The following is a 23023-nucleotide window of genomic DNA, read 5'->3' on the forward strand; positions in this document are numbered from 1 at the left end:
AGGAGACCGCCCCATGCACGCCCCCGGCATCCGGCCCGCGCCGCGCCAGCTCACCATGCTCAACCCGCCCGGCCTGTACGATCCCCGCGCCAACGGCTATTCCCACGTGGCGATGATTCCGCCCGGCGCCGCCCTGGTCTGCGTGGCCGGGCAGGGCGGCGAACGCGCCGACGGCAGCCTGCCCGCCGGCTTCGCGGCCCAGGTGCGGCAGGCGCTGGACAACCTGTGCGTGGCGCTGGCGGCGGCGGGCTCGCAGCCGCGGCAGGTGGCCAGGCTCGCGGTACTGGTGGTGGATCACAGCGAAGCGCGCCTGGCGGTGCTGTCCGGCGAGCTGCGCCGGATCTGGGGCGACGCGCCCGCGCCGGCCTGCACGCTGATCCCGGTGCCGCGGCTGGCGCTGGACGGCATGCTGTTCGAGATCGAGGCGCTGGCGGTGGCGGATGCCCCGGCGGCCCGCCCGGCGTGATGCGGCCGCGCCTACGCCGCCAGCTTGGGCGGCTGCGCGGGGCGGCCGTCCTTGCTGTCGCCGAAATGCGGGTGGCGGGCGAACAGGTCGGCGGCCCAGTTGACGAACACGCGGACCTTGGCGGACAGGTGGCGGTTCTGCGGATACATGGCGGACACCGGCAGCGAGTCGGTGGGCCAGTCGGTCAGCACCTCGACCAGCCGGCCGCTTTCCACGTAGGGCTGCGCCATCATGCGCGAGATGCGCGCCAGGCCGTGGCCTTCGAGCGCGCAGGCCAGGTAGGCGTCGGCGTCGTTGGTGGAGATGGCCGAAGGCAGCAGCAGCTCGGTGCGCTTGTCGCCCTGGCCCATCGGCCACGGCATTTCGCGGCCGGTGCGGTTGGACAGGTAGTTGACCGCCCTGTGCTGCGCGAGGTCGCTCGGCTGCGTGGGCGTGCCCTGGCGGTTGAGGTAGAGCGGCGAGCCGTAGAAGCCCAGGCGCAGCTGCCCGATGCGGCGCGCCACCATCGTCTCGTCCACCGGGTCGCCCACGCGCAGCACCACGTCCACGCCTTCCTTGAGCAGGTCGATGGGCTTGCCGTTGATGGTCAGCTCCATCTTCAGCTCGGGATAGGCGGCGAAGAACTCGTGCAGCCCGGGGATCAGCACCATCTGCGCCAGCCCGGCGGAGGTGTCCACCGCCAGCGTGCCGCGCGGCGTGTTGTTCTGGTGGGTCAGCGACTGCTCGGCTTCCTCCACGTCGGCCAGGATGCGCACGCAGCGCTCGTAATAGGCGGCGCCGTCGGTGGTGACGCTGATGCGCCGCGTCGTGCGATGCAGCAGCTTCACGCCGAGGTGCGTTTCCAGGTTCTGGATCAGCCGCGTGAGGGTGGCCTTGGGCAGATCCATCGATTCGGCCGCCCGCGCGAAGCTGCCTATATCCACGACGCGGGTGAATGCCTGCATTGATACGAGACGATCCATGTTCACTCCCCGGGAAAAGGATACGGGCGGGCCTGGCTGGCGTGCCGGACTTCTTGTCGAGTCCGTCGGGCCTGCCGGGCCTGTTGGGATTACAGGGCCTGCTGGACTTGTCGGCCGCCCGGGCCAGACCTTTAGCGGCCGGGCCGGGAGCGCATCGCGCAGCGCGCGCGGCCGCGGAAGTGCGGGAGTGGATCACAAAACCAATGACCTTGCACGGCGCAGGGTTTCCCGCCGCGGGCGCGCCGGATTATTTCACGGCAGAAACAGTGCATTGGTAAAGCCTCGCTTTATCCCACCTTTATCAACCACCATAATTCGCTGCATCGCAATATGCAATGGAAGCGCCGTTAACACGCGGCGCATGTGATCGCCATGCCTTCCCGATCGAAAGCTGCAGCCGCAGCGTCCGCCGCCGAACTGGCCGTGGGACGCACGACCGAGCACGCCGTCGAGAGCTGCGGCCGCACGATCCTGGTGCGCCTGAGCTATCCGCCGGGCTATCCGGAAGGCAAGGGCGCCGCGCTGCTGCCGTGGCTGCTTTATCTGCACGCGGGCGGCTTCGTGGAATGCAGCGTGGAGAAATCCCAGCGCCTGGCCGCGTGGCTGGCGGCCACGATGCCGGCGGTGGTGGTGACGCCGGCCTATTCGCTGGCACCCGATTTTCCGTTTCCGGCGGCGCCGGAAGACGTATTCAATACCACCGCCTGGGTGCTGCGCCACGCGCGCCGCCTGAAGGTGGACAAGCTGCGCTTCGCCCTGGTGGGCGAGGAGGCCGGCGGCAACCTGGCGATCGCGCTGTCGCAGATGCTGCGCGACCGCGGCCTGCCCGAGCCGCGCGCGCAGTGGCTAATCCGGCCGGTGACGGACCCCTGCCTGGAGCACGCCTCGTGCGCGTTCGCGCAGGGCGGGCCGAGCGTGTCGCTGGAGCGGCTGCAGCGCCTGGCGGGTTTCTACCGCGATTACCTGCCGACCCCGGCCGCCAGCGTGCACCCGTATGCGGCGCCCGCGCTGGCCTCGCGGCTGGCGGGCTTGCCGCCCACGCTGATCCAGGTGGCGGAAGAAGATGCGCTGCGCGCCGAGGGCGAGGCCTTCGCCGCGCGGCTGCAGGCGGCCGGCGTGCCGGCCGAAGCCAGAATCATGCCCGGCGCCTGTGGCGACGGGGTGGAACAGACCCTCGACCGATGTCAGGTCTGGGTCAACGAAGGCGCGCATTACCTGCAAGGCTGCCTTGCCGGCGATGACGATGCCTCACCAAGGACCGGACGCGACCCGGGCGCCAGCTCGCCAGGCTGACCCGCGCGAACCACGACAAGCCGGCCTGCGCGAGCAGGCATACCGGGCGCGGCCCCTGGCGCGCCCCGGCGGCGGCGTTCGTCCTTTTTTTGCTTTCCAGTTGAAGAAAACCCGCTACGGAATACGGAGTGTAGAAAAATGAAGCAGCAATATCGACGCACCATGATTGCCCTGGCCATCGTCGCCGTGCTCGGCGCGGGCCTGGCGACCTCATTGCTCAAGCCCTGGCATGCCGGCGAGGCGCAGGCCGTGCCGGCACCCGCCCCGACCGCCGTGGACGTGGCCGGCGTGATCGGCAAGACCATCACCGAGTGGGACGAGTTCTCCGGCCGCCTCGAAGCGGTGGACCGCGTGGAGATCCGCGCGCGGGTGGGCGGCACCATCGACGCCGTGCACTTCCGCGAGGGCGCGCTGGTGAAGAAGGGCGACCCGCTGTTTACCATCGACCCGCGCCCCTACGCCGCCGAAGTGGCGCGCGCCGAGGCCGCGCTGGCCGCCGCCCAGGTGCGCGCCTCGCACGCGCAGACCGAACTGGCGCGCGCCCAGCGGCTGGTGCAGGACAACGCCGTGTCGCGCCGCGAGTTCGACGAGCGCGACAACACCGCGCGCGAGGAAGTCGCCAACGTGCGCGCCGCGCAGGCCTCGCTCGAAGTGGCGCGGCTGAACCTGACCTATACCCGCATCGTGGCGCCGGTGAGCGGGCGCGTCTCGCGCGCCGAGATCACGGTCGGCAACCTGGTCGCGCCGGGCGCTTCGTCGCCGGTGCTGACCACGGTGGTGTCGGTGTCGCCGATGTACGCCAACTTCGAGGTCGACGAGCAGACCTACCTGCGCTACACCGCGCCCGAGGCCGGCGGCACGGGCGGCGCCCAGGGCGCGCAGTCCAGGCTGCCCGTGTTCCTGGGCCTGGGCAACGAGGACGAATACCCGCGCGAGGGCCGCATCCAGTCGATCGACAACCGGCTCGACACGCGCAGCGGCACCATCCGCGTGCGCGCCGTGTTCGACAACCCGGACGGCCGCCTGCTGCCGGGCCTGTACGCGCGCATCAAGCTCGGCGGCGGCGCGCCGCATCCGGTGGTGCTGATCAATGACCGCGCGATCGGCACCGACCAGGGCAAGAAGTTCGTGCTGGTGCTGGACAAGGCCAACAAGCTGGCCTACCGCGAAGTCACGCTCGGACCGTCGTACGAAGGCCTGCGCGTGATCCGCCAGGGCCTGAAGGCCGACGAGAAGATCGTGGTCAACGGCCTGCAGCGCGTGCGCCCCGGAGACACGGTGTCGCCCAAGGCGGTGGAGATGGCCTACAAGCGCGAGCTGGACCAGCGCGCCGACGCCGCCGAGCGCAAGCAGGCCGCCGCCGACAAGGAAACCGACAAGGCCGCCGAGGGCAAGCCGGTGACCTGAGCCCCGAATGGCCGACATGAACCCGACATGAACGGAATCTGCTGAGGGTTTGCTCCCCTCTCCCGCGTGCGGGAGAGGGGCCGGGGGGCGAAACGCCGCCCCCCGGAAAACCGAGCCATTTATTTGCTTCCCCACGCTCCATATGGCGCCCGCCCCCGGGCCGCCAGGGGGAGCGCTTTCGCCGAGACTGAGATGAATCTCTCGAAATTCTTTATCGACCGGCCTATCTTCGCCGGCGTGCTATCGGTGCTGATCTTCCTGATCGGCGCCATCTCGATGTTCAAGCTGCCGATCTCGGAGTACCCCGAGGTGGTACCGCCGTCCGTGGTGGTGCGCGCGCAGTTCCCGGGCGCCAACCCCAAGGTGATCGCGGAAACCGTGGCCACGCCGCTGGAAGAGCAGATCAACGGCGTCGAGGACATGCTGTACATGTCGTCGCAGGCCAACAGCGACGGCACGCTCACGCTGACCGTGACCTTCAAGCTGGGCACCGACCCGGACAAGGCGCAGCAGCTCGTGCAGAACCGCGTCTCGCAGGCCGAGCCGCGCCTGCCGGAAGACGTGCGCCGCCTGGGCATCACCACCGTCAAGAGCTCGCCTGACCTGACGATGGTGGTCCACCTGGTCTCGCCGAACGACCGCTACGACATGACCTACCTGCGCAACTACGCGCTGATCAACGTCAAGGACCGCCTCGCGCGCATCCAGGGCGTGGGCCAGGTGCAGATGTTCGGCTCGGGCGACTACTCCATGCGCGTGTGGCTCAATCCCGAGAAGATGGCCGAGCGCCAGCTCGCCACCAGCGACGTGGTCAACGCGATCCGCGAGCAGAACGTGCAGGTGGCCGCCGGCGTGATCGGCCAGTCGCCCTCGCTGCCCGGCACCGACCTGCAACTCTCGGTCAATGCGCAAGGCCGCCTGACCAGCGTGGAAGAGTTCGGCGACGTGGTGGTGCGGACCTCGGCCGACGGCGCGGTGACCTACCTCAAGGACATCGCCCGCATCGAGCTGGGCGCGTCGGAATACGCGCTGCGCTCGCTGCTGGACAACAAGTCCGCGGTGGCGCTGCCGATCTTCCAGGCACCGGGCTCCAACGCCATCCAGATCTCGGATGACGTGCGCAAGACGATGGAAGAGCTCAAGGAGAACTTCCCCGACGGCGTGGACTACAGCATCGTCTACGACCCCACGCAGTTCGTGCGCCACAGTATCGAGGCCGTCACCCACACGCTGTTCGAAGCCATCGCGCTGGTGGTGCTGGTGGTGATCCTGTTCCTGCAGACCTGGCGCGCCTCGATCATCCCGCTGCTGGCCGTGCCGGTGTCGATCGTCGGCACCTTCGGCCTGATGCATGCGTTCGGCTTCTCGATCAACGCGCTCTCGCTGTTCGGGCTGGTGCTGGCGATCGGGATCGTGGTGGACGATGCGATCGTGGTGGTGGAGAACGTCGAGCGCAACATCGAGGAAGGGCTGAGTCCGAAGGAAGCGACCTACAAGGCCATGCGCGAAGTCAGCGGCCCGATCATCGCCATCGCGCTGACCCTGATCGCCGTGTTCGTGCCGCTGGCCTTCATGAGCGGCCTGACCGGGCAGTTCTACAAGCAGTTCGCGCTGACCATCTCGATCTCGACCATCATCTCGGCCTTCAACTCGCTGACGCTGTCGCCGGCGCTGTCCGCGCTGCTGCTGCGCGGCCACGACGCGCCCAAGGACTGGCTGTCGCGCGGCATGGACCGCGTGCTGGGCAAGTTCTTCGCCCGCTTCAACCGTTTCTTCGGCGCCAGCGCCGAGCGCTACGGCCGCGGCGTGAAGGGCGTGATCTCGCGCAAGACCGCCGTGTTCGGCGTCTACGCGGTCATGCTGGTGCTGACCTGGGGCGTGTTCCAGCTGGTGCCGAAGGGCTTCGTGCCGGCGCAGGACAAGCAGTACCTGGTGAGCTTCGCCAAGCTGCCCGACGGCGCCACGCTGGACCGCACCGAGGACGTGATCCGCCGCATGTCGGAGATCGCGCTCAAGCATCCGGGCGTGGAGTCGGCGGTGGCCTTCCCGGGCCTGTCGATCAACGGCTTCACCAACAGCCCGAGCGCCGGCATCGTGTTCGCCACGCTCAAGCCGTTCGAGGAGCGCAAGAGCGCCGCGCTATCGGGCAACGCGATCGCCGCCGACCTGAACCAGAAGTACGCGTCGATCCAGGACGCCTTCATCGCGGTGTTCCCGCCGCCGCCCGTGCAGGGCCTCGGCACCATCGGCGGCTTCAAGCTGATGATCGAGGACCGCGCCGCGCTCGGCTACGACGCGCTGTTCGACGCCACCAACGCGTTCATGGGCAAGGCACGCGCCACGCCCGAACTGGCCGGCATCTTCAGCAACTACCAGGTCAACGTGCCGCAGCTCGACGTCAAGCTCGACCGCGTCAAGGCCAAGCAGCTCGGCGTGCCGGTCACGGACGTGTTCGACACGCTGCAGACCTACCTCGGCTCGGCCTACGTGAACGACTTCAACAAGTTCGGCCGCACGTACCAGGTCAAGGTGCAGGCGGATGCGCAGTTCCGCAACCACGCCGAGGACATCCTGCAGCTCAAGACGCGCAACCGCGCCGGCGACATGGTGCCGCTGTCGTCGCTGCTCACCGTCAAGCAGGGCTTCGGCCCGGACAGCGTGGTGCGCTACAACGGCTTCACCGCCGCCGACATCAACGGCGGCCCGGCGCCGGGCTTCTCCTCGGGCCAGGCGCAGGCCGCGGCCGAGCGCATCGCCGCCGAGACGCTGCCCAAGGGCATCAAGTTCGAATGGACCGACCTGACCTACCAGGACATCCTGGCCGGCAACGCGGGGGTGTGGATCTTCCCGCTGTGCGTGCTGCTGGTGTTCCTGGTGCTGGCCGCCCAGTACGAAAGCCTGACGCTGCCGCTGGCGGTGATCCTGATCGTGCCGATGAGCCTGCTGGCCGCCATGACCGGCGTGTGGCTCACGCGCGGCGACAACAACATCTTCACGCAGATCGGCTTCATCGTGCTGGTGGGGCTGTCGGCGAAGAACGCGATCCTGATCGTGGAGTTCGCGCGCGAGCTGGAGCATGAAGGCCGCTCCATCGTGCAGGCCGCGATCGAGGCCAGCCGCCTGCGCCTGCGCCCGATCCTGATGACCTCGTTCGCCTTCATCATGGGTGTGGTGCCGCTGGTGATCTCCACCGGCGCCGGCGCCGAGATGCGCCACGCGATGGGCGTGGCGGTGTTCGCCGGCATGCTGGGCGTGACCTTCTTCGGGCTGTTCCTCACCCCCGTGTTCTATGTGGCGCTGCGCCTGCTGGCCACGCGCGGCGAGCGCCGCCGCGCCGCCAGCGCGGGCGATGCCCCGTCGGCGAGCCACAAGGCCATCGCCTCCGCAGAATAAGGACGACTGACATGACTGCATCAATCACATCCGGGACCCTGCCGCGCCTGGCCACGCTGGCCGTGGCCCTGATCCTGGCCGGCTGCTCGCTGGCGCCCACGTACAAGGTGCCCGAGGCTGCCACCGCCGCCACGCCGGCCTACAAGGAAGCCGAGGCCGCGCGGGCCGAAGGCAGCCAGTGGAAAGTGGCCACGCCCGCCGAAGGCGCGCAGCGCGGCGAATGGTGGAAGATCTTCGGCGACGCCGACCTCGACCGCCTGATCGCCCAGGCCAGCGAGTCCAACCAGGACCTCGCCGTGGCCGCGGCGCGCCTGAAGCAGGCGCGCGCGTTCACCGGCGTGGCCGAGGCCGACCTGTATCCGCAACTGAGCGTCGGGCTGGACCCGACCCGCACGCAGTACTCGGCCGCCTCGCAGGGCTTCCCCGACGGCACCAAGGTGCCGGCGCAGACCGTGTACAAGGCGCGCGCGTTCGCCAGCTACGAGCTCGACCTGTTCGGCCGCGTGGCCGACAACGTCAAGGCCGCGCGCGCCGAGGGCGCCGCCGCCGAAGACCTGTACCGCTCGGTGCAGCTCGCGCTGCAGGCGGACGTGGCGCAGGCCTACTTCTCGCTGCGCACGCTCGACAGCGAGCGCGACCTGCTCAACGCCACCATCGTGCTGCGCGAGGACGCGCTCAAGCTGCTCAAGCGCCGCTTCGACGAAGGCGAGACCACCGACCTCGACCCGGCCCGCGCCGAAGCCGAGCTCGGCACCGCGCGCGCCGACCTGGCCGCCATCGAACGGCGCCGCGCCAACCAGGAGCACGCGCTGGCGGTGCTGACCGGCGCGCCGCCGGCAGCGTTCACGCTGGCCGCGCGCCCGCTCGACGCCACGCTCATCACGGTGCCGGCCGGGCTGCCCTCGGACCTGCTCGAGCGCCGCCCCGACATCGCCCAGGCCGAGCGCCTGATGGCCGCGGCCAACGCGCGCATCGGCGTGGCGCGCTCGGCGTTCTTCCCGAAGATCACGCTGACCGGGCTGTTCGGCTTCGAGTCGAGCGACCTGTCGAACCTGTTCAAGTGGTCGTCGTCGGCATGGATGCTGGGACCGCTGGTCGGCAGCACGCTCGTCGCGCCGATCATCGACGGCGGGCGCAACCGCGCCAACCTCAACGCGGCCAAGGCCCAGCACGAAGAAGCGGTGGCAAGCTACCGCCAGAGCGTGCTGACGGCGCTGCGCGAAGTGGAAGACAGCCTCGCCGACGTGCGCTGGCTGAGCCAGCAGGCCGGCGCGCTGGACGGCGCGCTGGGCGGCGCGCGCCGCGCGGCGAAGATCTCGCGCAGCCGCTACGAGGCCGGCGCGGTGGACTACCTGACGGTGATCGACGCCGACCGCACGGTGCTGCAGTCGCAGCGCGACGCCAACCAGGTAGCCGGCCTGCGCGCCTCCGCCACGGTGGCGCTGGTGCGCAGCCTGGGCGGCGGCTGGGGGCCGCTGCCCGACGCCGGCTCGTCCGCGCCGCCGGCGCCGCTCGCGGCGAACCCGTGAAGCGGTAAGGCCGCGGCGCGCCGACATGGCCGCCGCCCCGATGGCGCAAACCTGAGGCGACTGACGAAGCCGCCAGAACGGGCCAAAGCCGCCAGAGCTGGCCCAAGCAAGGTGTCCTCCCTCTCCCCTCACGGGGAGAGGGCCGGGGAGAGGGGCGGTTTAGCTAGGAGCCACAAGAAGCGGGGCCAACGGTGTTGTCCAGCTTGGTGGCCAGCAACGAAGCCGCCGGTTTTTTCCAGCACGACAGCATTCGCAAGCGCCGGCCCTCTCCCCCGACCCCGCTCCCGCAAGCGGGAGAGGGGAGCACACAAGCGGCAGGCCGATGTCGTCGGCACCCCCAAAAGCGCCCCCAGGGCGCTTTTTTTTCGCGTCTAGGCCCGATGCGCCAGCTCGCAGGCGAACACCAGGCGCTGCAACTGCTTCTCGGTCTGGCCGTCGACATGGCGGAAGGCCCCGCCGAAATGGTGGACGGCCTTGCCGCCGCGCCAGGCAACGCGGTGCCTGACCACCTCCAGATCGACCTCGAGCGTGCCCAGGTCTGCGCACGACAGCCGGCACCGCCTGATGCGCGCATCGCGCAGCAGTGGCGGCGCGTCGGCCTGCGGGGCGCGCAGGCCGACGCCGGACACGGACAGGTCCGCGATGCGCAGATGCGCGAGCTGGCCGTCGTCGAGCGGGATCTCGCAGCGAAAGCCGCTGCCCGCGGGCACGCTGGCGCGGAAATGCCGGCGGCGATGCAGGTAATGGACGCTGGCCGGAAACGGCGTGACGAAGGCGGGCCGGTCGTCGAAGCGGGTGATGGCCGGCGTGCCGACCGGGAAGCGGACGGGTGCGCCGTTGAGCGAGCCCGAGAGCGTCAGCTCGCGGGCGTTCAGGATGGCGTCGAGCTCGGCGCCGTTGCGGCACCATTCCAGGATGCAGGCGCGGCTTGCCGGCTCGGCCAGCAGCAGCCGGGTGGCGATGGGATGCATGCCGGCGGGCCGCAGGCGCAGCGACGCGCCCTGGCGGGCCAGGCCCAGCAGGACGAGCAGGATCTGGTCCGGATCGGTGAGCCCGCCCTCGTGGTCGGGCGCCGGGGGCGTTCCGGTCTGCGGTGTCGTGGCTGGCATGTCGGTGTTCGTGGTATTGCGCCCGCGGCCCGGGCATGGGCCGCGGGCTGGCGCATGCGGGACCCGCGAGGGGCCGGCCAGCCCGTGATTATGCCAGCGCCGCCGCCGCGCCCGAATGCGCGGGACCGTTGCGCGGGCGCTCCCGCCGCGGCCGCAGCCGGGTTGTCCGCTCGGCGGTATACTTGGGGTGCAATCCAACCGGAGTCGATGGTGTCGGTACAAAACCCCGCGTCCACAGCAGCAGAGCGCAGCGCAGCCGCGCAGCCCGCGCCGCAGCCCGCGGCGGCCTTGCCGCCGCGGCCGCAAGCGCCGCTCGCGCCGGACATCAACGAGTGCTGCGGCAACGGCTGCGAGCCCTGCATCTTCGACCTGCACGCTGAGGCGATGGCGCGCTACCGCGCCGAGCTGAAGGCGTGGCAGGCCCTGGCCGGCGAGACGGCGGATGCCGCCGCCGCCGGCGGCCCGAGCTTCTGAAAGCGTGCGCGCCGCCTTGTCTTCCGAATCTCCCGAGTCTCCCGTACTCGCCGCCGGCCAGCCCGCCGTGGCCGATCTCCACGATTTCGTGCGGCGCCATCCGCGCCTGCTGGTGCTGACCGGCGCCGGCATCAGCACCGATTCCGGCATTCCCGGCTACCGCGACGCGCAGGGCAACTGGCAGCGCACGCCGCCGGTGCAGGCGCAGGACTTCTTCCGCTCGCACGCGGTGCGCCAGCGCTACTGGGCGCGCAGCATGCTGGGCTGGCCGGTGCTGGCCAACGCGCAGCCCAACGCCGCGCATTTCGCGCTGGCGCGGCTGCAGGCGGCCGGCCACGTGCGCCTGCTGGTCACGCAGAACGTGGACGGCCTGCACCAGCGTGCCGGCAGCCACGGCGTGATCGAGCTGCATGGCCACGTGGGCACGGTGGTCTGCCTGCAATGCGGCACGCGCCGTCCGCGCGCCGCGTTGCAGGCGCAGCTCGAGGCGGACAACCCGGCGCTGGCCGAACTGCGCGCGTTGCCCGCTTCCGACGGCGACGCCCATCTGGAACTGGCCAGCTTCGAGTCCGTGCGCATTCCCGCGTGCGGCCATTGCGGCGGCGTGCTCAAGCCCGACGTGGTGTTCTTCGGCGAGTCCGTGCCGCGCGAGCGCGTCGATGCCGCCATGCAGGCGCTGGCGCAGGCCGATGCCCTGCTGGTGATCGGCTCCTCGCTCACGGTGTTCTCCGGCTATCGCTTCTGCCTCGAGGCGCAGAAGCAGGGCAAGCCGGTGGCCGCCGTCAACCTCGGCCAGACCCGCGCCGACGCGCTGCTGGCGCTCAAGGTGGACGCCGCCTGCGCGCCCGCGCTGGCGGAACTGAACGCGCGGCTGGGCCTGACCTGAGCGCCGCGGGCGGCGTCCAGCCGCATCAAGCCTTCATCAGGCCTCCATCAGGCCTCCATCAAGCCGCCGCCTTGCGCACGATCAGCCTGTGCATCCGCTTGCCCGGCGGCGGGCCCGCCTCTTCCTGGTCGGACAGCACGCTGTCGCCGCGCCCCAGCGCGCCGGCCACCAGCGCCTTGTCGAAGGCCGCGTAGAAGCGGCCGTCCGGGTCGCGCCGCGAGACGTGGTCGGTGACGCGCCAGCTCAGGCACAGCGTGCCGCCGGGGCGCAGGATGCCGAGCAGGTGCCGCACGGCGCTGGCGATCATGCGTGGCTCCAGGTGCATGATGACGGCCTCGCACAGCACGTTCTGGTAATAGCCGCGCGGCACGCCTTCGAGTTCCGGCAGCGCGGCCTGCTCGAAGGGCAGGGCGGGGTAGCGCCGGCGCGCCTCTTCCAGCAGCGCTTCGCAGGGATCGAAGCCGCACGGGTCGAAGCCGTGCGCGGCCAGCCACGCCGTGTCGCGGCCCGCGCCGCAGCCGATGTCGGCGCTCGGACCGGGCGCGAATGTTGCAAGCAGCGTGGCGTAGAGGCCGGCCGGCGCGGGCTGCGCGTGCCAGTCCCTGGCATGGTCGGCGGCGGCGCGGTCGTAGGCTTGCAGTGTCGCGGTATCGGTGCTCACGATGTGCCCCCTGTGCGCAGTCGCCATGCGGCGCGGAATGCGCCGGGCCCGCAAGGCAAATCTAGCAGATTCCGGCGCCAATCCGGCCCCGCCGGCCCCGTCGGCGGCGCTGCGTGCCGCAACGCACGGAGCGCGCGCCGGCACGCAGCGCATAGTCCGGGCGGCGGCTGTCATGCTGCCGCGCTTGTGCCGCACGCCGCCGCCCGGCTAATATGGATCGCGAGTTCCCACGGAACATGGGAAAGTGGCGCGCAAGCCGCCGGTTGGCGCATCGCCGGTCTCATGAGGATGCCTGAATGTCATCGCAGATGAATCGCCTGTTCGTTCCCGGCGCGCGCTTTGGCGGGCTTGCGGCGGCGCCGCCCGCGATCGGGCTGGATACGATGGACAGCCCGGTGGCCGTTGCCGACGCGCGCGGCCGCATCGTCCAGGCCAATGCCAGCTTCGTGTCCCTGTTCGGCCCGCTGGCCGGCCCGGCGGGCGGCGCGGCCCTGTGGGCGTGGCTGCAGCCGGCGACGCCGGCCGGCGAGTTCCTGGGCCGGCTCGCGGCCGGGCAGGCGGTGCGCGGCGAATGCCTGCTGGACACGGCCGGCGGATATCCCCGCTGGTTTTCCGCGCTCACCAATCCGGTGCTCGACGACCACGGCGCGCTGGCCAGCCTCGTCTGCGTGCTGACCGACATCACCGAGACCAAGCTGCGCGACGGCATCCAGCGCACCGCGCTCGAAGCCATCGCGCAGGACCGGCCGCTGGCGGAAATCATGGACGCCATGTGCCGCGCGATCGAGCGCGTCACGCCCGGCGTCGCGGTCTCGGTGCTGCGCGTCGACGCCGAAGGGCGCCTGCGCCCGCTCGCCGCGCCCAGCCTGCCGCCGCGCTACTCCGCCGGCATCGACGGCGCGCCGGTCGGTCCGTGCAACGGCTCGTGCGGCACGGCGGCGTTCCGCGGCGAGCCGGTTGCCGTCACCGACATCTTCACCGATCCGCTGTGGGCGTCGTTCCAGGACATGGCCCTCCTGTCCGGCATGGCCGCCTGCTGGTCGACGCCGATCAAGTCCGGCGACGGCAGCGTGCTCGGCACCTTCGCGTTCTACTATTCCACCCGCCGCGGCCCGGACGCCTATCACTGCCGCCTCACCGAGATCTGCACGCATCTGTGCGCGCTGGCGCTGGAGCGCGACGCCGCGCGCGAGCGGATCCGCTGGCAGGCTAATCACGATGCGCTGACCGGTCTGCTCAATCTTCACGCCGTGCGCCGCCTGACCGAGGACGCCATCGCGCAGACGGACCGCGGCGGCGTGCCGCTCGCCGCCCTGTTCATCGATCTCGACGACTTCAAGCAGATCAACGACGTGCTGGGCCACCGGCAGGCCGACCTGCTGCTGGAGGAAATCGCCGGGCGCCTGCGCGCCCAGGCGCCCGCCGCCGCGCTGCTGGGCCGGCGCTCGGGCGACGAATTCGTCATGATCCTGCCCGGCCTGGACGCGCCGGCCGCGCTGGCGCTCGCCGAAAACCTGCGCGCGGCCATCGCGCGGCCGCTGGTGTCGATACCCGGGCGCAAGCTGAACGTGTCGGCGAGCATCGGCGCCTGCGTCTGCCCCGCGCACGGGCGCGACTGGGACACGCTGATGCGCCATGCCGACCTCGCCCTGCGCGAGGCCCGGCACGGCGGCCGCAACCGCGTGCGCCTGTTCGACGCCGAGCTGGGCGCGCGCGAGCTGGCGCGCGCCCGGCTCGAGCAGGCGCTCAAGGCGGCGCTGCTCGAGAACCGGCTGCAACTGCACTACCAGCCCAAGATCCGCCTGTGCGACAACAGCCTGGCCGGGGTCGAGGCGCTGGCGCGCTGGCACCACGGCGAGACCGGCAACGTTTCCCCGGACCAGTTCATTCCGCTGGCCGAGCAATGCGGCCTGGTCGTCGACCTGGGCTACTGGGCCCTGGACGAGGCCTGCGGGCAACTGGCGCGCTGGCGGGCCGCCGGGCTGCGGGTGCCGTCGGTGGCCGTCAACCTGTCGCCGCTGAACTTCCATCACCACGAGCTTCCCGACGTCATCGCCGGGATACTGCGGCGGCATCGCCTGGCCGGCAGCGACCTGACCGTGGAGATCACCGAGGGGCTGGTGATGGAGAGCAAGCCCGAGATACAGGCCACGCTCGCCGCGGTGCGCGGGCTGGGCGTGCGCCTGTCGATGGACGACTTCGGCACCGGCTACTCCAGCCTCGGCCACCTGCTGAACCTGCCGGTCGACGAGCTCAAGCTCGACAAGAGCTTCGTGCAGGGCCTCGACTCGCACCACGCCGCCGCCACGCTGGTGGACGCGGCCATCCGCATCGGCCAGAGCATCGGCCTGACCCTGGTCGCCGAGGGCATCGAGGAAGAGTCGCAGCGCGCCTTCCTGTGCGCGCACGGCTGCGAGATCGGCCAGGGCTACCTGTTCGCCATGCCGATGCCGCCGGCGGCGTTCGAGACGTGGCTGGCCGAGCGCGGCGTGGCGGAGCCGGCTGCCTGACGGCGGGCGGCGGGCGGCGCGCGCGGCCGCCGCCGCTGCGTCGGTCTCCCTGCTTGCCTTTTCGTCCGCTTTTTCGTTCGCCTCCGCGCTCGCCGCTTTCCTAGGGAATCCCACTACAGCACTGGTGCGGAAATTGCATGAGAATCGCCCTGCCATTACTGTGAAATTTCAGTTTATCGAACAGGGGGAACATGCGAATGACGGCATCCGGGGCGTTCCGGACATCCCGCGCGCCCGGGACATCCGGCGTGCCGGCGGCCACGGCTGTGGCCGCTGCGGTAGCCAGGCAGGCGCAGCTGGCGCCGCGCCGGCGCGGCGGAGGCGGCGCGCGCGGCGGGCACGGCGGCCGGCGCAGGTGCCGGCATGCGTGCCGGCGTGGGCGCGGGGCAGGCCCGGCGCCATGAACACGCGCTTCATCGAAGCCTTCATGTGGGTGGCCCGCCTGGGCAGCTTCCGCGCGGCGGCCGAGAAGCTGCACATCACGCAGGCGGCGATGTCCAACCGCATCGCCTCGCTCGAGCAGGAGATCGGCGCGCGGGTGTTCGAGCGCGAGGCGCGCGACCTGCGCCTCACGCCGGTCGGCCTGCGCCTGCTCGGCTACGGCGAGCGGCTGCTGGAGCTGCAGCGCGAGATCATGGTGCTCGGGCGCGCCGGCGACGCGCCGCTGGGGCTGGTGCGCATCGGCGCCATCGAGAGCGTGGTGCATACGTGGCTGGTCGATTTCCTGCGCCACCTGCAGACGCACTATCCCGGCATCGAGGTGCAGCTCACCTCGGAGACCACGCAGAGCCTGCACAACACCCTGCGCGCGGGCGGCATCGACATTGCCCTGCAGACCGATCCGGCGGTGGGCGAGGGCATCACCAGCACGCCGTGCCTGCCGATGGCCATCGGCTGGGTCGGCCCGCCCGGGCCCGCGCAGCCCGGCGAAGGCCGGCTGGCCACGCTGCTCCAGCATCCCACCATCACCATGAGCCCCGGCTCGCAGCCGCATCTCGCGCTCAAGGAGCTGTACCGCAAGGCCGGGCTGCCGGTGGGCAAGGTGCATTGCGTCAGCTCCATCGCGGCCATCGTGCGGCTGGTCAGGGGCGGCTTCGGCAACGCGCTGATGCCGCTGGCGCCGGTGCGCGAGGAAGTGGAGCGCGGCGAGTTGCGCGTGATCCCGTGCGACGTGCCCCTGCCGCACCAGCGGCTGGTGGTCAGTCACCTCGACCACGCCGCCTCCGAGGCGATCCGCCTGGTGGCGGAGCTGGCCTGCCGCGAATCCGACCGCTACGTGCGGTCGCTGCCTGCACCATTTGCGCCGGCATAGGGCGCGCGCGCGCCGTGCTGGTGCGCGCGCATGGCCGCATCGAACAGAAAAACTGATCGGAAACGCGAAGAAAAACCCGTTTGCCGCGCGCGCGGCCGGCGCCGATCATCTTCTCACCGCCCGCAGACGGCGCGGGCCACAGGAGAGAAGGATGAGCGAGATGCAGGAGAGGCACGATACGCAGGAAATGCGCGAGATGCGGCAAATGCGCGGGATGGCCGGAACGTCCGGCGTGGACGACGCGCCGGCGGGCATGGCGCCGCACGGCATGCTGTTCGTCGCCGCCAATGTGGACGCGGCCGACGAGGACGATTTCAACCAGTGGTACGACCGCGAGCACGTGGAAGAGCGCGCTCGCATCCGCGGCTTCATCTCCGCCGCGCGCTACGAGGCGGTGCAGGGCGGCCCGAAATACCTGGGCCTGTACCGCACCGAATCGCTGGCGGCCTTCACGTCCGCCGCCTACCAGGCCGCGTTCGGCCGCCAGACGCCGTGGTCGGTCGCCAACCTCGGCCGCATGCGCCAGCCGGTGCGCCGCGTGAGCGAAGTCGCCGCGGTGGTCGGGCAGGGCAGCGGAAGCTGGCTGGCCGTGCTGCCGCTGGCGCGGCCCGACGACGTGCCGGCGCTGGTCGACCAGGCCGCCGACGTGGGCGGCGAGCTCTCCGCGCGGCCCGGCTTCGTGCAGTCCTACCTGCTGGTGCCGGACGCCGCGCTGAGCCAGCCGCTGCCGCGCGAGAGCGTGGAGAACCGGCAACTGCGCCCGCTCCTGGTGATCGAGACCAGCAGCGAAGCCGCCGGCGCGGCCGCGCTGCGCGACGCGGCCGCGCGCCTGGATGCATGCGGCGCGGACGCCGCCGGCGCCGCGCGCTATGCGCTGCGGTGGAAGCTGTTCTCGCGGGAGGTGGCATGATGCGCGGCGCCGACACCGTTATCGCCACCGCCACCGCCGCGCAGGAGCCGGCCGGCGCGCAGGCCGCCACGCACCCGGTCGCGCACGCCGGCATGCAGGCCGGCACGCACGCCGCCGCCGGCAAGCCCCGCATGGGCCGGCTGGCCGCGGCCAGCACCATCGGCACCACGCTGGAGTGGTACGACTTCACCGTCTACAACCTGATGGCGGCGCTGGTCTTCAACGCCATCTTCTTCCCCTCGTTCGATCCGCTCACCGGCACCATCCTGGCGTTTTCCACCTATGCCGTGGGCTACGTCTCGCGCCCGCTCGGCGGCGTGGTGTTCGGCCACCTCGGCGATAAGCTCGGGCGCCGCTTCGTGCTGGTGGCCACGCTGGTCGTGATGGGCGTGGCCACCGGCCTGATGGGCGTGCTGCCGACCTACCAGTCGTGGGGCGTCTGGAGCCCGCTGCTGCTGGTGGCGCTGCGCTTCGTGCAGGGCGCGGCCATCGGCGGCGAGTGGGCCGGCGCGGTGCTGCTGTCGATGGAGCACGGCGCGCAGCACCAGCGCGGGCGCAATGCCTCGTTCACGCAGGTGGGGCCGTCGTGCGGCACGCTGCTGGGCACCGGCTTCATCGCGCTGGTGTCGCTGTGGCTGAGCCCCGAGGACTTCCAGGCGTGGGGCTGGCGCATTCCCTTCCTGTCCAGCGTGCTGCTGGTCGTGTTCGGGCTATGGCTGCGCCGCGGCGTGGAGGAAACCCCGCTGTTCCGGGAGATGGAAGCGCGCAAGAGCACGGCGAAGACGCCGATCAAGGACGTGTTCGCGGACCACTGGCGGCGCCTGCTCGTCGCCGGCGGCGCGCGCATCGGCTCGGACGTGCTCTATGCGCTGGTGGTGGTGTTCACGCTGACCTACGTGACCGGCGTGCTGCACCTGTCGCGCCCGCTGGCGCTGACCGCCACCATGATCGGCGCCGGCTGCAACGCGCTTGCCGTGCCGCTGTTCGGCAGCCTGTCCGACAGGCTCGGCCGGCGGTCGGTGTATGTCGCCGGGGCGCTGCTGGCGGTGGCGTGGGCCTTCGTGTTCTTCCGCCTGATGGACAGCGCGCAGCCGTGGCAGATCTGCGCGGCGGTGGTGGGCGGGCTGGTGATCCACGCCATGATGTACGGCCCGCAGGCCGCCTTCGTGACGGAGCAGTTTCCCACGCGGGTGCGCTACGCCGGCTCGTCGCTGGCCTACACGCTGGCGGGCATCCTCGGCGGCGGCTTCGCGCCGCTGATCATCGCCAGCTTGTACAAGGCGTATGGCTCGACCACCGCGATCTCGCTCTACGTGAGCCTGGCGCTGGCCGTCACGCTGGTGGCCTTGCTGGTGGCGCGCGAGACGGCGCGCAAGCCGCTGGAGAACTGACGGCGGCGTTGACTGCTGTGTTGGCGGCGCCCGCGTGGCGCCGGCCGGTCGCCCGTTAGCCGGCCGCTAGCCGGCCGCGCCGGTCATGGCGAAGACCGGCTCGCGGCGGCCCTGCAGCAGGGCCTGGCGGAACGACAGCACGTGGGCCGTCACCGCGCTGGCCGCCGCCGCGCCGTCGCCGTCGCGCAGCGCCTGCAGGATGGCGCGGTGTTCCTCGCCGACCTCGCCGAGGTGCCCCTCGGACGACAGCGAGATGGCCCAGAAGCGCTGCGAGCGCGCGTGCAGCACCTTCAGGATCTCGATCAGGATGGGGTTGCCGGACAGTTGCGCCACTTCCTCGTGGAACAGGCGGTCCAGGTTCGTCACCAGCGGCAGGTCGCGCCGCGCCACGGCCGCGTCCAGCTCGCGCAGGATGCCTTCCAGCGCGGCGATCCCCTGCGCGGTGACGCGCTCGGCGGCCAGCCGCGCGCACAGCGTCTCGTTGGCCAGCCGCACGTCGATCAGGTGCAGCGCGTCGTCGAGCGACAGCGGCGCGACCACCACGCCCTTGCGCGGCAGGATCTGCACCAGGCCTTCGTTGGCCAGGCGGTGCAGCGCCTGGTTGATGGGCGTGCGGCCGATCTCCAGGTCGTCCACTAGCGTGGAGATGTTGAGATGCTCGCCGGGGCGGTAGACCAGCGTGGTCAGGCGCTCGCGCAGGCCGGCATAGGCCCGTTCGTTCTCCGACACGGTCTCGGTCCGGGCGCGCGGCGAGCCGGCGCTGCGGCGTTCCACTGATGGCAAAACTCTCCCCCTGCTGTATGGCGTTGCGTGGCAAGGGCGTAATCGTACTACCAATCCGTGGCGCCGCCGCGGCGGGCGCCGCGCGGCTAGCGCCCGCGCAGCGGCTCCAGCAGTCCCTTGAGGCCGTTGTGGTCCAGCTCGTGCATCAGCGCCAGCAACTGGCCGATCTCGCCGGGCGGGAAGCCTTCGCGCGCGAACCAGTTCAGGTAGTTGCCCGGCAGGTCCGCGATCGCGCGGCCCTTGTACTTGCCGTAGGGCATGGTGCGGGTGAGCAGGAGCTGCAGGTGTTCGGGGTTCATGGCGCGGGCGTCGGATGGCGGCGGCAGCCCGATGGTAACAGCGTGCCGGCGGCACGGCGCCGGCAATGGCACTGGCAATGGCGCTGGCAACGGCAACGGCAACGGCAACGGCGCGCCGGTGCGCGGCCCGCGTCCGGCGGCGCCGATTGCCGCGCGCGGGCGCGGCGCGGTACGATCCCGCCTTGGGTCCGCGGCGCGTCCGGCAGGCCGGTTTCGACAAAGGAAAGGCAATATGGCAAAGCACGCAGCGGGAGGCGCGGGCCTGAAGGGCATCGCCCTGTTCGAGGCCGCCAAGGGCGCGCTGGTGATCCTGGCCGGGCTGGGGCTGGTCGCGCTCCTGCACCGCGACGCGCAGGCGCTGGCCGAGACCATCGTGATGCGGCTGCACCTGAATCCGGGCAGCCGCTATCCCACCATCTTCCTGTCGCTGCTGAACCATCCGAGCGATGCGCGGCTGTGGGCGATCGGCGGCTCGGCCGCGATGTACGCGGCGATGCGCTTCACCGAGGCCTTCGGGCTGTGGCACCAGCGCGTATGGGCAAGCTGGCTCGGCGTCTGGTCCGGCGCGGTCTACATCCCGGTGGAGGCCTACGAGGCCATCGCCCATCCGACGCCGGTCCATCTCGGCCTGGCCGTGGCCAACGTGCTGATCGTGGTCTACCTGGCCAACGGCATTCGGCGCGCGCCGGCCAGCGCGCGCTAGCGCCACTGGCGCCACCGGCGTTACCTGCGCCACCGGCGTCATTTGCGCCGGCGCCAGCGGCGTGGCCAGCGCCGCCGCCGCGCGATGCATGCCGCCCCGGCCAGCGCGAGGGCCGGCAGCGGGTCCACGGCGCCACCGCCGCCACTGCTGCCTTCGGCCGGCCACGCCAGCGCGCCGTTCTCCTGACTGTCCGCTGCCGGCGTTCCGCCGGCGGGCGGCGCGGCCTCGTCGCGCATCGCCACGTCGACCAGCACCGGATCATGGTCGGACGAGCGGTAGGCGTCGGCCGCGTAGAAGGATTGCCGCTGCGCCGCGCTCTTGCCGGCGAACGGGTAGGCCAGCGCCGCCGGCTCGTCGGCGTTGATATGCCAGTGGCGCGCGGCGCGGACGCGGCCGGCCGCGGCGGCATCGGCCAGCGCGTGGTCCAGGTAGCCGGCCTCGCCGCCGAACACGAAGCTGTACGGCGGCGCCACGGAAAAGCGCGCGATCATGTCCGCGTAGCCGCGTTCGGCCAGATGGCGGACGGGGTCTTCGCGCGCATAGCTGTTGAGGTCGCCGATCACCAGCTTGCCGTCGTCGGGCACGCCGGTGGGCGAGCCGGCCAGCCAGTTGGCCAGGCGCATCGCCGCCGCGATGCGCGCGCGGTTCCAGCAGGCCTGCCCGTCGCCCTGGTCGGCGTCGGCGCCGCGCGCGTCGGTGCAGCGCTTGGACTTGAAGTGGTTCACGGCCACGGTGAGCCGGCGCGCGTGGCCGGGCAGGCTGAAGGTGGCAGCCAGCGGCTGGCGCGTGCGCTCGCCGAACCACAGCGTGGCGGGCCGGCCCGCCAGTTGCACCGCGCGGCTGTCGTAGAGCAGCCCGACCGCGATGGCGTCGCCGCCGATGCTGACCCCGCCGGGGTCGACCACGCGCCAGTCCGGCCCCATCCGCGCCGCCAGCCGGTGGATGGCGCTGCCGGCGCCGAAGCCGTCGTTCTCGATTTCCATGAGGCCGATCACGTCGGCGTCGAGCGCGCGCAGCGCGGCCAGCAGCTTGGCTTCCTGGCGGGCGAACTCGGCCGCCGAGGCCGCGCCACGGTTGGCGGGGTCGTCGAAGCCGCCGCCCTTGCCGTCGCCGGTGAAGTAGTTCTGCAGGTTGAAGGCGGCCACGCGCAGGTCGCTGCCGGCCGCGCGCAGCGGCGCGCCGGCGCGCGGGTTGGCCGCCACGAAGCGCGGCGGCGGCGCGTCCGGCAGCGGCTGCACGCGCCAGCCGCCGTAGCGCCAGTCCAGCACGCCTTGCACGCCGGCCACCGTGGCGCCGGCGCGCAGCGTGTTGGCGGCGCTCAGGCCCGGCGCCGGATGGATGACCGTGGCCGGGTTCTGGCGGCTGGAGCCGTCGTCCAGCGCCAGCCGGTTCAGCGCGTTGGCGGCGGCCTGTGCCCGGGCGCCGTCGCCGGGCGCGGCGACGCTGGTGGGGATCGGCAGGCGGCCGTTGCTGAGCACCACGCTGCCGTAGCGGCCCAGCTCGTAGGTGTCGCTCACGGTGAGCGCCTGCGGCAGGCGCACCAGCATGCCCGCGTGGGCGGCCGGCGCCTCCGCGTGCGCGAACGGCAGCGCGATGTCCACCGGCGTGAGCGGCCGGTCCCGCGCGCAGACCGTGGCCGCGCCCGACAGGCGCAACTGCATCTGGCCGGCGCGCTGCTCGACGGTGCCCTCCAGCCGCACGAGGTCGCCGGCGCGCATGCCGGCGCGCGGCGCGGACACGAACATGCCGTCCGAGATGCCGGGGCGGCGCTGGCGCTGCGCGTCGTCCTGCTGGACGAAGAAGCCGGCGAAGCCGTTGCCGCCGGTGTAGTCGGCGCTGACCACGGCTTCGAGCGTGACGCGGCGGCCGACCGAGGACGCGCCGGCCGCGCGCAGCTCGGCGATGGCCGTGGCGGGCATGCCGCACTGGGCCGCGCGCGGCGCGGCATGGGCGGGCAAGGCAAGCCACGGCGCCGCCAGGCAGGCCCAGGCGAGGCCGGCGCGGGCAAGGCGCCGGAACGGAGACGACGCGGGCGGCGCGGGTGATTCTGGTGGCGCCGATGGTGTTGGTGGCGCCGATGACGACGGTGGCGCGGGCGGAAACGGCAGGGCGGACGGCGGAGGCATCGGGCGCATGGCTTGGGCCGGCTGGCGGCAGAGGTCGCGATGCCTTCAGCGTATGGCGCGCGGCGCGCCGGTTCGCTGAGAAAAATCTCATTTTGGTCCGCCGCACGGTTTGCCGTCGACAGACTCTGCGAGAATGCCTGCTATTCCGCTGACTTCCGCCCGCCCGGCGAGATCCCGTGACCGTCAATGCCGTCGTGTTCGATTTTGGTGGCGTCCTGTTCGACTGGAACCCCGAATACCTCTACCGCGAACTGATTCCCGATGCCGCGCAGCGCGCGCGCTTCCTGTCGGAGGTCTGCTCGCCCGCGTGGAACCTGCGCCAGGACGCGGGCCGCCCGCTGCGCGAGGCGACCGAGCAGCTCGTCGCCGAGCATCCCGCGCAGGCGGGCCTGATCCGCGCGTTCTACGGCCGCTGGCCGCAGATGCTGCGCGGCCCGCTGGATGCCGGCGTGGACCTGCTGGGCCGCCTGCATGCCGCCCGCGTGCCGCTGTTCGGCCTGACCAACTGGTCCGTCGAGACCTACCCGCACGCGCAGCGCATGGGCGATTTCCTGCACGTGTTCCGTGACATCCTCGTGTCCGGCGAGGTGGGCGTGGCCAAGCCCGACCCGGCCATCTACCGCCTCATGCAGGCGCGCGTCGGCAGGCATCTGCCGGGCATCGCGCCGCACGAGATGCTGTTCATCGACGACAACGCGGCCAACGTGGCCGCCGCCGCCGCGCTCGGCTGGCAGGCGGTGCACCATGTCGGCGCCGCCGGCACCGAGCTTGCCCTGCGCGAGGCGGGCCTGCGTTTCTAGCGGCGGGCT

The 23023-nt window shown here is 71.7% G+C and carries 19 protein-coding genes; 13 read left to right on the forward strand and 6 right to left on the reverse strand.

Annotated features, from left to right (window positions below):
* Window positions 1-13: 13 nt before the first annotated feature.
* Entirely contained in the window at window positions 14-466 is a 453-nt protein-coding gene (locus ACWTPI_RS25415; RefSeq protein WP_454733094.1) for a RidA family protein, read from the forward strand.
* Between the two features lie 11 nt (window positions 467-477).
* Here ACWTPI_RS25415 and ACWTPI_RS25420 read toward each other — a convergent pair whose 3' ends face one another.
* Window positions 478-1428, reverse strand: coding sequence for a LysR family transcriptional regulator (locus ACWTPI_RS25420; protein WP_059414109.1), 951 nt, complete (start codon window positions 1426-1428; stop codon window positions 478-480).
* A gap of 372 nt (window positions 1429-1800) precedes the next feature.
* Here ACWTPI_RS25420 and ACWTPI_RS25425 point away from each other — a divergent pair, with 372 nt between their 5' ends.
* From ACWTPI_RS25425 to ACWTPI_RS25440, 4 genes are all read left to right on the forward strand, one after another.
* Window positions 1801-2721 (forward strand): alpha/beta hydrolase, encoded by a 921-nt coding sequence (locus tag ACWTPI_RS25425; protein ID WP_043367010.1) that lies wholly within the window; start codon window positions 1801-1803, stop codon window positions 2719-2721.
* Between the two features lie 138 nt (window positions 2722-2859).
* Window positions 2860-4128 carry an efflux RND transporter periplasmic adaptor subunit gene (locus tag ACWTPI_RS25430; RefSeq protein ID WP_059414111.1) on the forward strand — a complete coding sequence of 423 codons (1269 nt, stop codon included), beginning with the start codon at window positions 2860-2862 and terminating at the stop codon, window positions 4126-4128.
* Window positions 4129-4320: 192 nt separating this feature from the next.
* Window positions 4321-7521 carry an efflux RND transporter permease subunit gene (locus ACWTPI_RS25435; protein ID WP_020204765.1) on the forward strand — a complete coding sequence of 1067 codons (3201 nt, stop codon included), beginning with the start codon at window positions 4321-4323 and terminating at the stop codon, window positions 7519-7521.
* An 11-nt stretch (window positions 7522-7532) separates the two neighbouring features.
* Entirely contained in the window at window positions 7533-9050 is a 1518-nt protein-coding gene (locus ACWTPI_RS25440) for an efflux transporter outer membrane subunit (protein ID WP_454733095.1), read from the forward strand.
* 371 nt (window positions 9051-9421) lie between these two features.
* Here ACWTPI_RS25440 and ACWTPI_RS25445 read toward each other — a convergent pair whose 3' ends face one another.
* A complete protein-coding gene (locus tag ACWTPI_RS25445; RefSeq protein ID WP_059414115.1) occupies window positions 9422-10159 on the reverse strand; it encodes a flagellar brake protein in 738 nt (245 codons plus the stop codon).
* A 207-nt stretch (window positions 10160-10366) separates the two neighbouring features.
* Here ACWTPI_RS25445 and ACWTPI_RS25450 point away from each other — a divergent pair, with 207 nt between their 5' ends.
* The gene (locus ACWTPI_RS25450; RefSeq protein ID WP_454733096.1) at window positions 10367-10633 is read left to right on the forward strand and encodes an oxidoreductase-like domain-containing protein; all 267 of its coding nucleotides are present in this window, start codon (window positions 10367-10369) and stop codon (window positions 10631-10633) included.
* 16 nt (window positions 10634-10649) lie between these two features.
* Window positions 10650-11519, forward strand: a complete 870-nt coding sequence (locus tag ACWTPI_RS25455; RefSeq protein ID WP_454733097.1) for an NAD-dependent protein deacetylase — start codon at window positions 10650-10652, stop codon at window positions 11517-11519.
* A 58-nt stretch (window positions 11520-11577) separates the two neighbouring features.
* On the opposite strand, the gene ACWTPI_RS25460 is transcribed toward ACWTPI_RS25455, so the two are convergent.
* Window positions 11578-12180, reverse strand: a complete 603-nt coding sequence (locus ACWTPI_RS25460; protein WP_156173969.1) for a class I SAM-dependent methyltransferase — start codon at window positions 12178-12180, stop codon at window positions 11578-11580.
* Window positions 12181-12476: 296 nt separating this feature from the next.
* On the opposite strand from ACWTPI_RS25460, the gene ACWTPI_RS25465 reads away from it, so the two are divergent.
* From ACWTPI_RS25465 to ACWTPI_RS25480, 4 genes are all read left to right on the forward strand, one after another.
* Window positions 12477-14690 (forward strand): sensor domain-containing protein, encoded by a 2214-nt coding sequence (locus ACWTPI_RS25465; protein ID WP_454733098.1) that lies wholly within the window; start codon window positions 12477-12479, stop codon window positions 14688-14690.
* Between the two features lie 400 nt (window positions 14691-15090).
* Entirely contained in the window at window positions 15091-16002 is a 912-nt protein-coding gene (locus tag ACWTPI_RS25470; RefSeq protein ID WP_059414124.1) for a LysR family transcriptional regulator, read from the forward strand.
* A 205-nt stretch (window positions 16003-16207) separates the two neighbouring features.
* Window positions 16208-16912: a hypothetical protein gene (locus ACWTPI_RS25475; protein ID WP_454734016.1), complete on the forward strand. Its 705-nt coding sequence runs from the start codon at window positions 16208-16210 to the stop codon at window positions 16910-16912.
* Window positions 16913-17004: 92 nt separating this feature from the next.
* The gene (locus ACWTPI_RS25480) at window positions 17005-18303 is read left to right on the forward strand and encodes an MFS transporter (RefSeq protein WP_454734017.1); all 1299 of its coding nucleotides are present in this window, start codon (window positions 17005-17007) and stop codon (window positions 18301-18303) included.
* Between the two features lie 66 nt (window positions 18304-18369).
* On the opposite strand, the gene ACWTPI_RS25485 is transcribed toward ACWTPI_RS25480, so the two are convergent.
* Window positions 18370-19077, reverse strand: coding sequence for a GntR family transcriptional regulator (locus ACWTPI_RS25485; RefSeq protein ID WP_020204755.1), 708 nt, complete (start codon window positions 19075-19077; stop codon window positions 18370-18372).
* A 95-nt stretch (window positions 19078-19172) separates the two neighbouring features.
* Window positions 19173-19385: a DUF3820 family protein gene (locus ACWTPI_RS25490; RefSeq protein WP_059414129.1), complete on the reverse strand. Its 213-nt coding sequence runs from the start codon at window positions 19383-19385 to the stop codon at window positions 19173-19175.
* Between the two features lie 232 nt (window positions 19386-19617).
* Between ACWTPI_RS25490 and ACWTPI_RS25495 the strand changes: the two genes are divergently transcribed.
* Window positions 19618-20088: a DUF2127 domain-containing protein gene (locus ACWTPI_RS25495; RefSeq protein WP_020204752.1), complete on the forward strand. Its 471-nt coding sequence runs from the start codon at window positions 19618-19620 to the stop codon at window positions 20086-20088.
* Between the two features lie 38 nt (window positions 20089-20126).
* Here ACWTPI_RS25495 and ACWTPI_RS25500 read toward each other — a convergent pair whose 3' ends face one another.
* Entirely contained in the window at window positions 20127-22007 is a 1881-nt protein-coding gene (locus tag ACWTPI_RS25500; protein WP_454733099.1) for an ExeM/NucH family extracellular endonuclease, read from the reverse strand.
* A 383-nt stretch (window positions 22008-22390) separates the two neighbouring features.
* Here ACWTPI_RS25500 and ACWTPI_RS25505 point away from each other — a divergent pair, with 383 nt between their 5' ends.
* Window positions 22391-23014: an HAD family hydrolase gene (locus ACWTPI_RS25505; protein WP_020204749.1), complete on the forward strand. Its 624-nt coding sequence runs from the start codon at window positions 22391-22393 to the stop codon at window positions 23012-23014.
* Window positions 23015-23023: the final 9 nt, after the last annotated feature.

The sequence above is a fragment of the Cupriavidus ulmosensis genome (assembly GCF_977008105.1).

Excerpts from the sequence above, each read along its gene's own strand:
- ACWTPI_RS25415 (WP_454733094.1), top strand. The coding sequence starts at position 14 with ATGCACGCCCCCGGCATCCGGCCCGCGCCGCGCCAGCTCACCATGCTC.
- ACWTPI_RS25420 (WP_059414109.1), bottom strand. The coding sequence starts at position 1,428 with ATGGATCGTCTCGTATCAATGCAGGCATTCACCCGCGTCGTGGATATA.
- ACWTPI_RS25425 (WP_043367010.1), top strand. The coding sequence starts at position 1,801 with ATGCCTTCCCGATCGAAAGCTGCAGCCGCAGCGTCCGCCGCCGAACTG.
- ACWTPI_RS25430 (WP_059414111.1), top strand. The coding sequence starts at position 2,860 with ATGAAGCAGCAATATCGACGCACCATGATTGCCCTGGCCATCGTCGCC.
- ACWTPI_RS25435 (WP_020204765.1), top strand. The coding sequence starts at position 4,321 with ATGAATCTCTCGAAATTCTTTATCGACCGGCCTATCTTCGCCGGCGTG.
- ACWTPI_RS25440 (WP_454733095.1), top strand. The coding sequence starts at position 7,533 with ATGACTGCATCAATCACATCCGGGACCCTGCCGCGCCTGGCCACGCTG.
- ACWTPI_RS25445 (WP_059414115.1), bottom strand. The coding sequence starts at position 10,159 with ATGCCAGCCACGACACCGCAGACCGGAACGCCCCCGGCGCCCGACCAC.
- ACWTPI_RS25450 (WP_454733096.1), top strand. The coding sequence starts at position 10,367 with ATGGTGTCGGTACAAAACCCCGCGTCCACAGCAGCAGAGCGCAGCGCA.
- ACWTPI_RS25465 (WP_454733098.1), top strand. The coding sequence starts at position 12,477 with ATGTCATCGCAGATGAATCGCCTGTTCGTTCCCGGCGCGCGCTTTGGC.
- ACWTPI_RS25470 (WP_059414124.1), top strand. The coding sequence starts at position 15,091 with ATGAACACGCGCTTCATCGAAGCCTTCATGTGGGTGGCCCGCCTGGGC.
- ACWTPI_RS25475 (WP_454734016.1), top strand. The coding sequence starts at position 16,208 with ATGCGCGGGATGGCCGGAACGTCCGGCGTGGACGACGCGCCGGCGGGC.
- ACWTPI_RS25480 (WP_454734017.1), top strand. The coding sequence starts at position 17,005 with ATGCAGGCCGGCACGCACGCCGCCGCCGGCAAGCCCCGCATGGGCCGG.
- ACWTPI_RS25490 (WP_059414129.1), bottom strand. The coding sequence starts at position 19,385 with ATGAACCCCGAACACCTGCAGCTCCTGCTCACCCGCACCATGCCCTAC.
- ACWTPI_RS25495 (WP_020204752.1), top strand. The coding sequence starts at position 19,618 with ATGGCAAAGCACGCAGCGGGAGGCGCGGGCCTGAAGGGCATCGCCCTG.
- ACWTPI_RS25500 (WP_454733099.1), bottom strand. The coding sequence starts at position 22,007 with ATGCCCGCCACGGCCATCGCCGAGCTGCGCGCGGCCGGCGCGTCCTCG.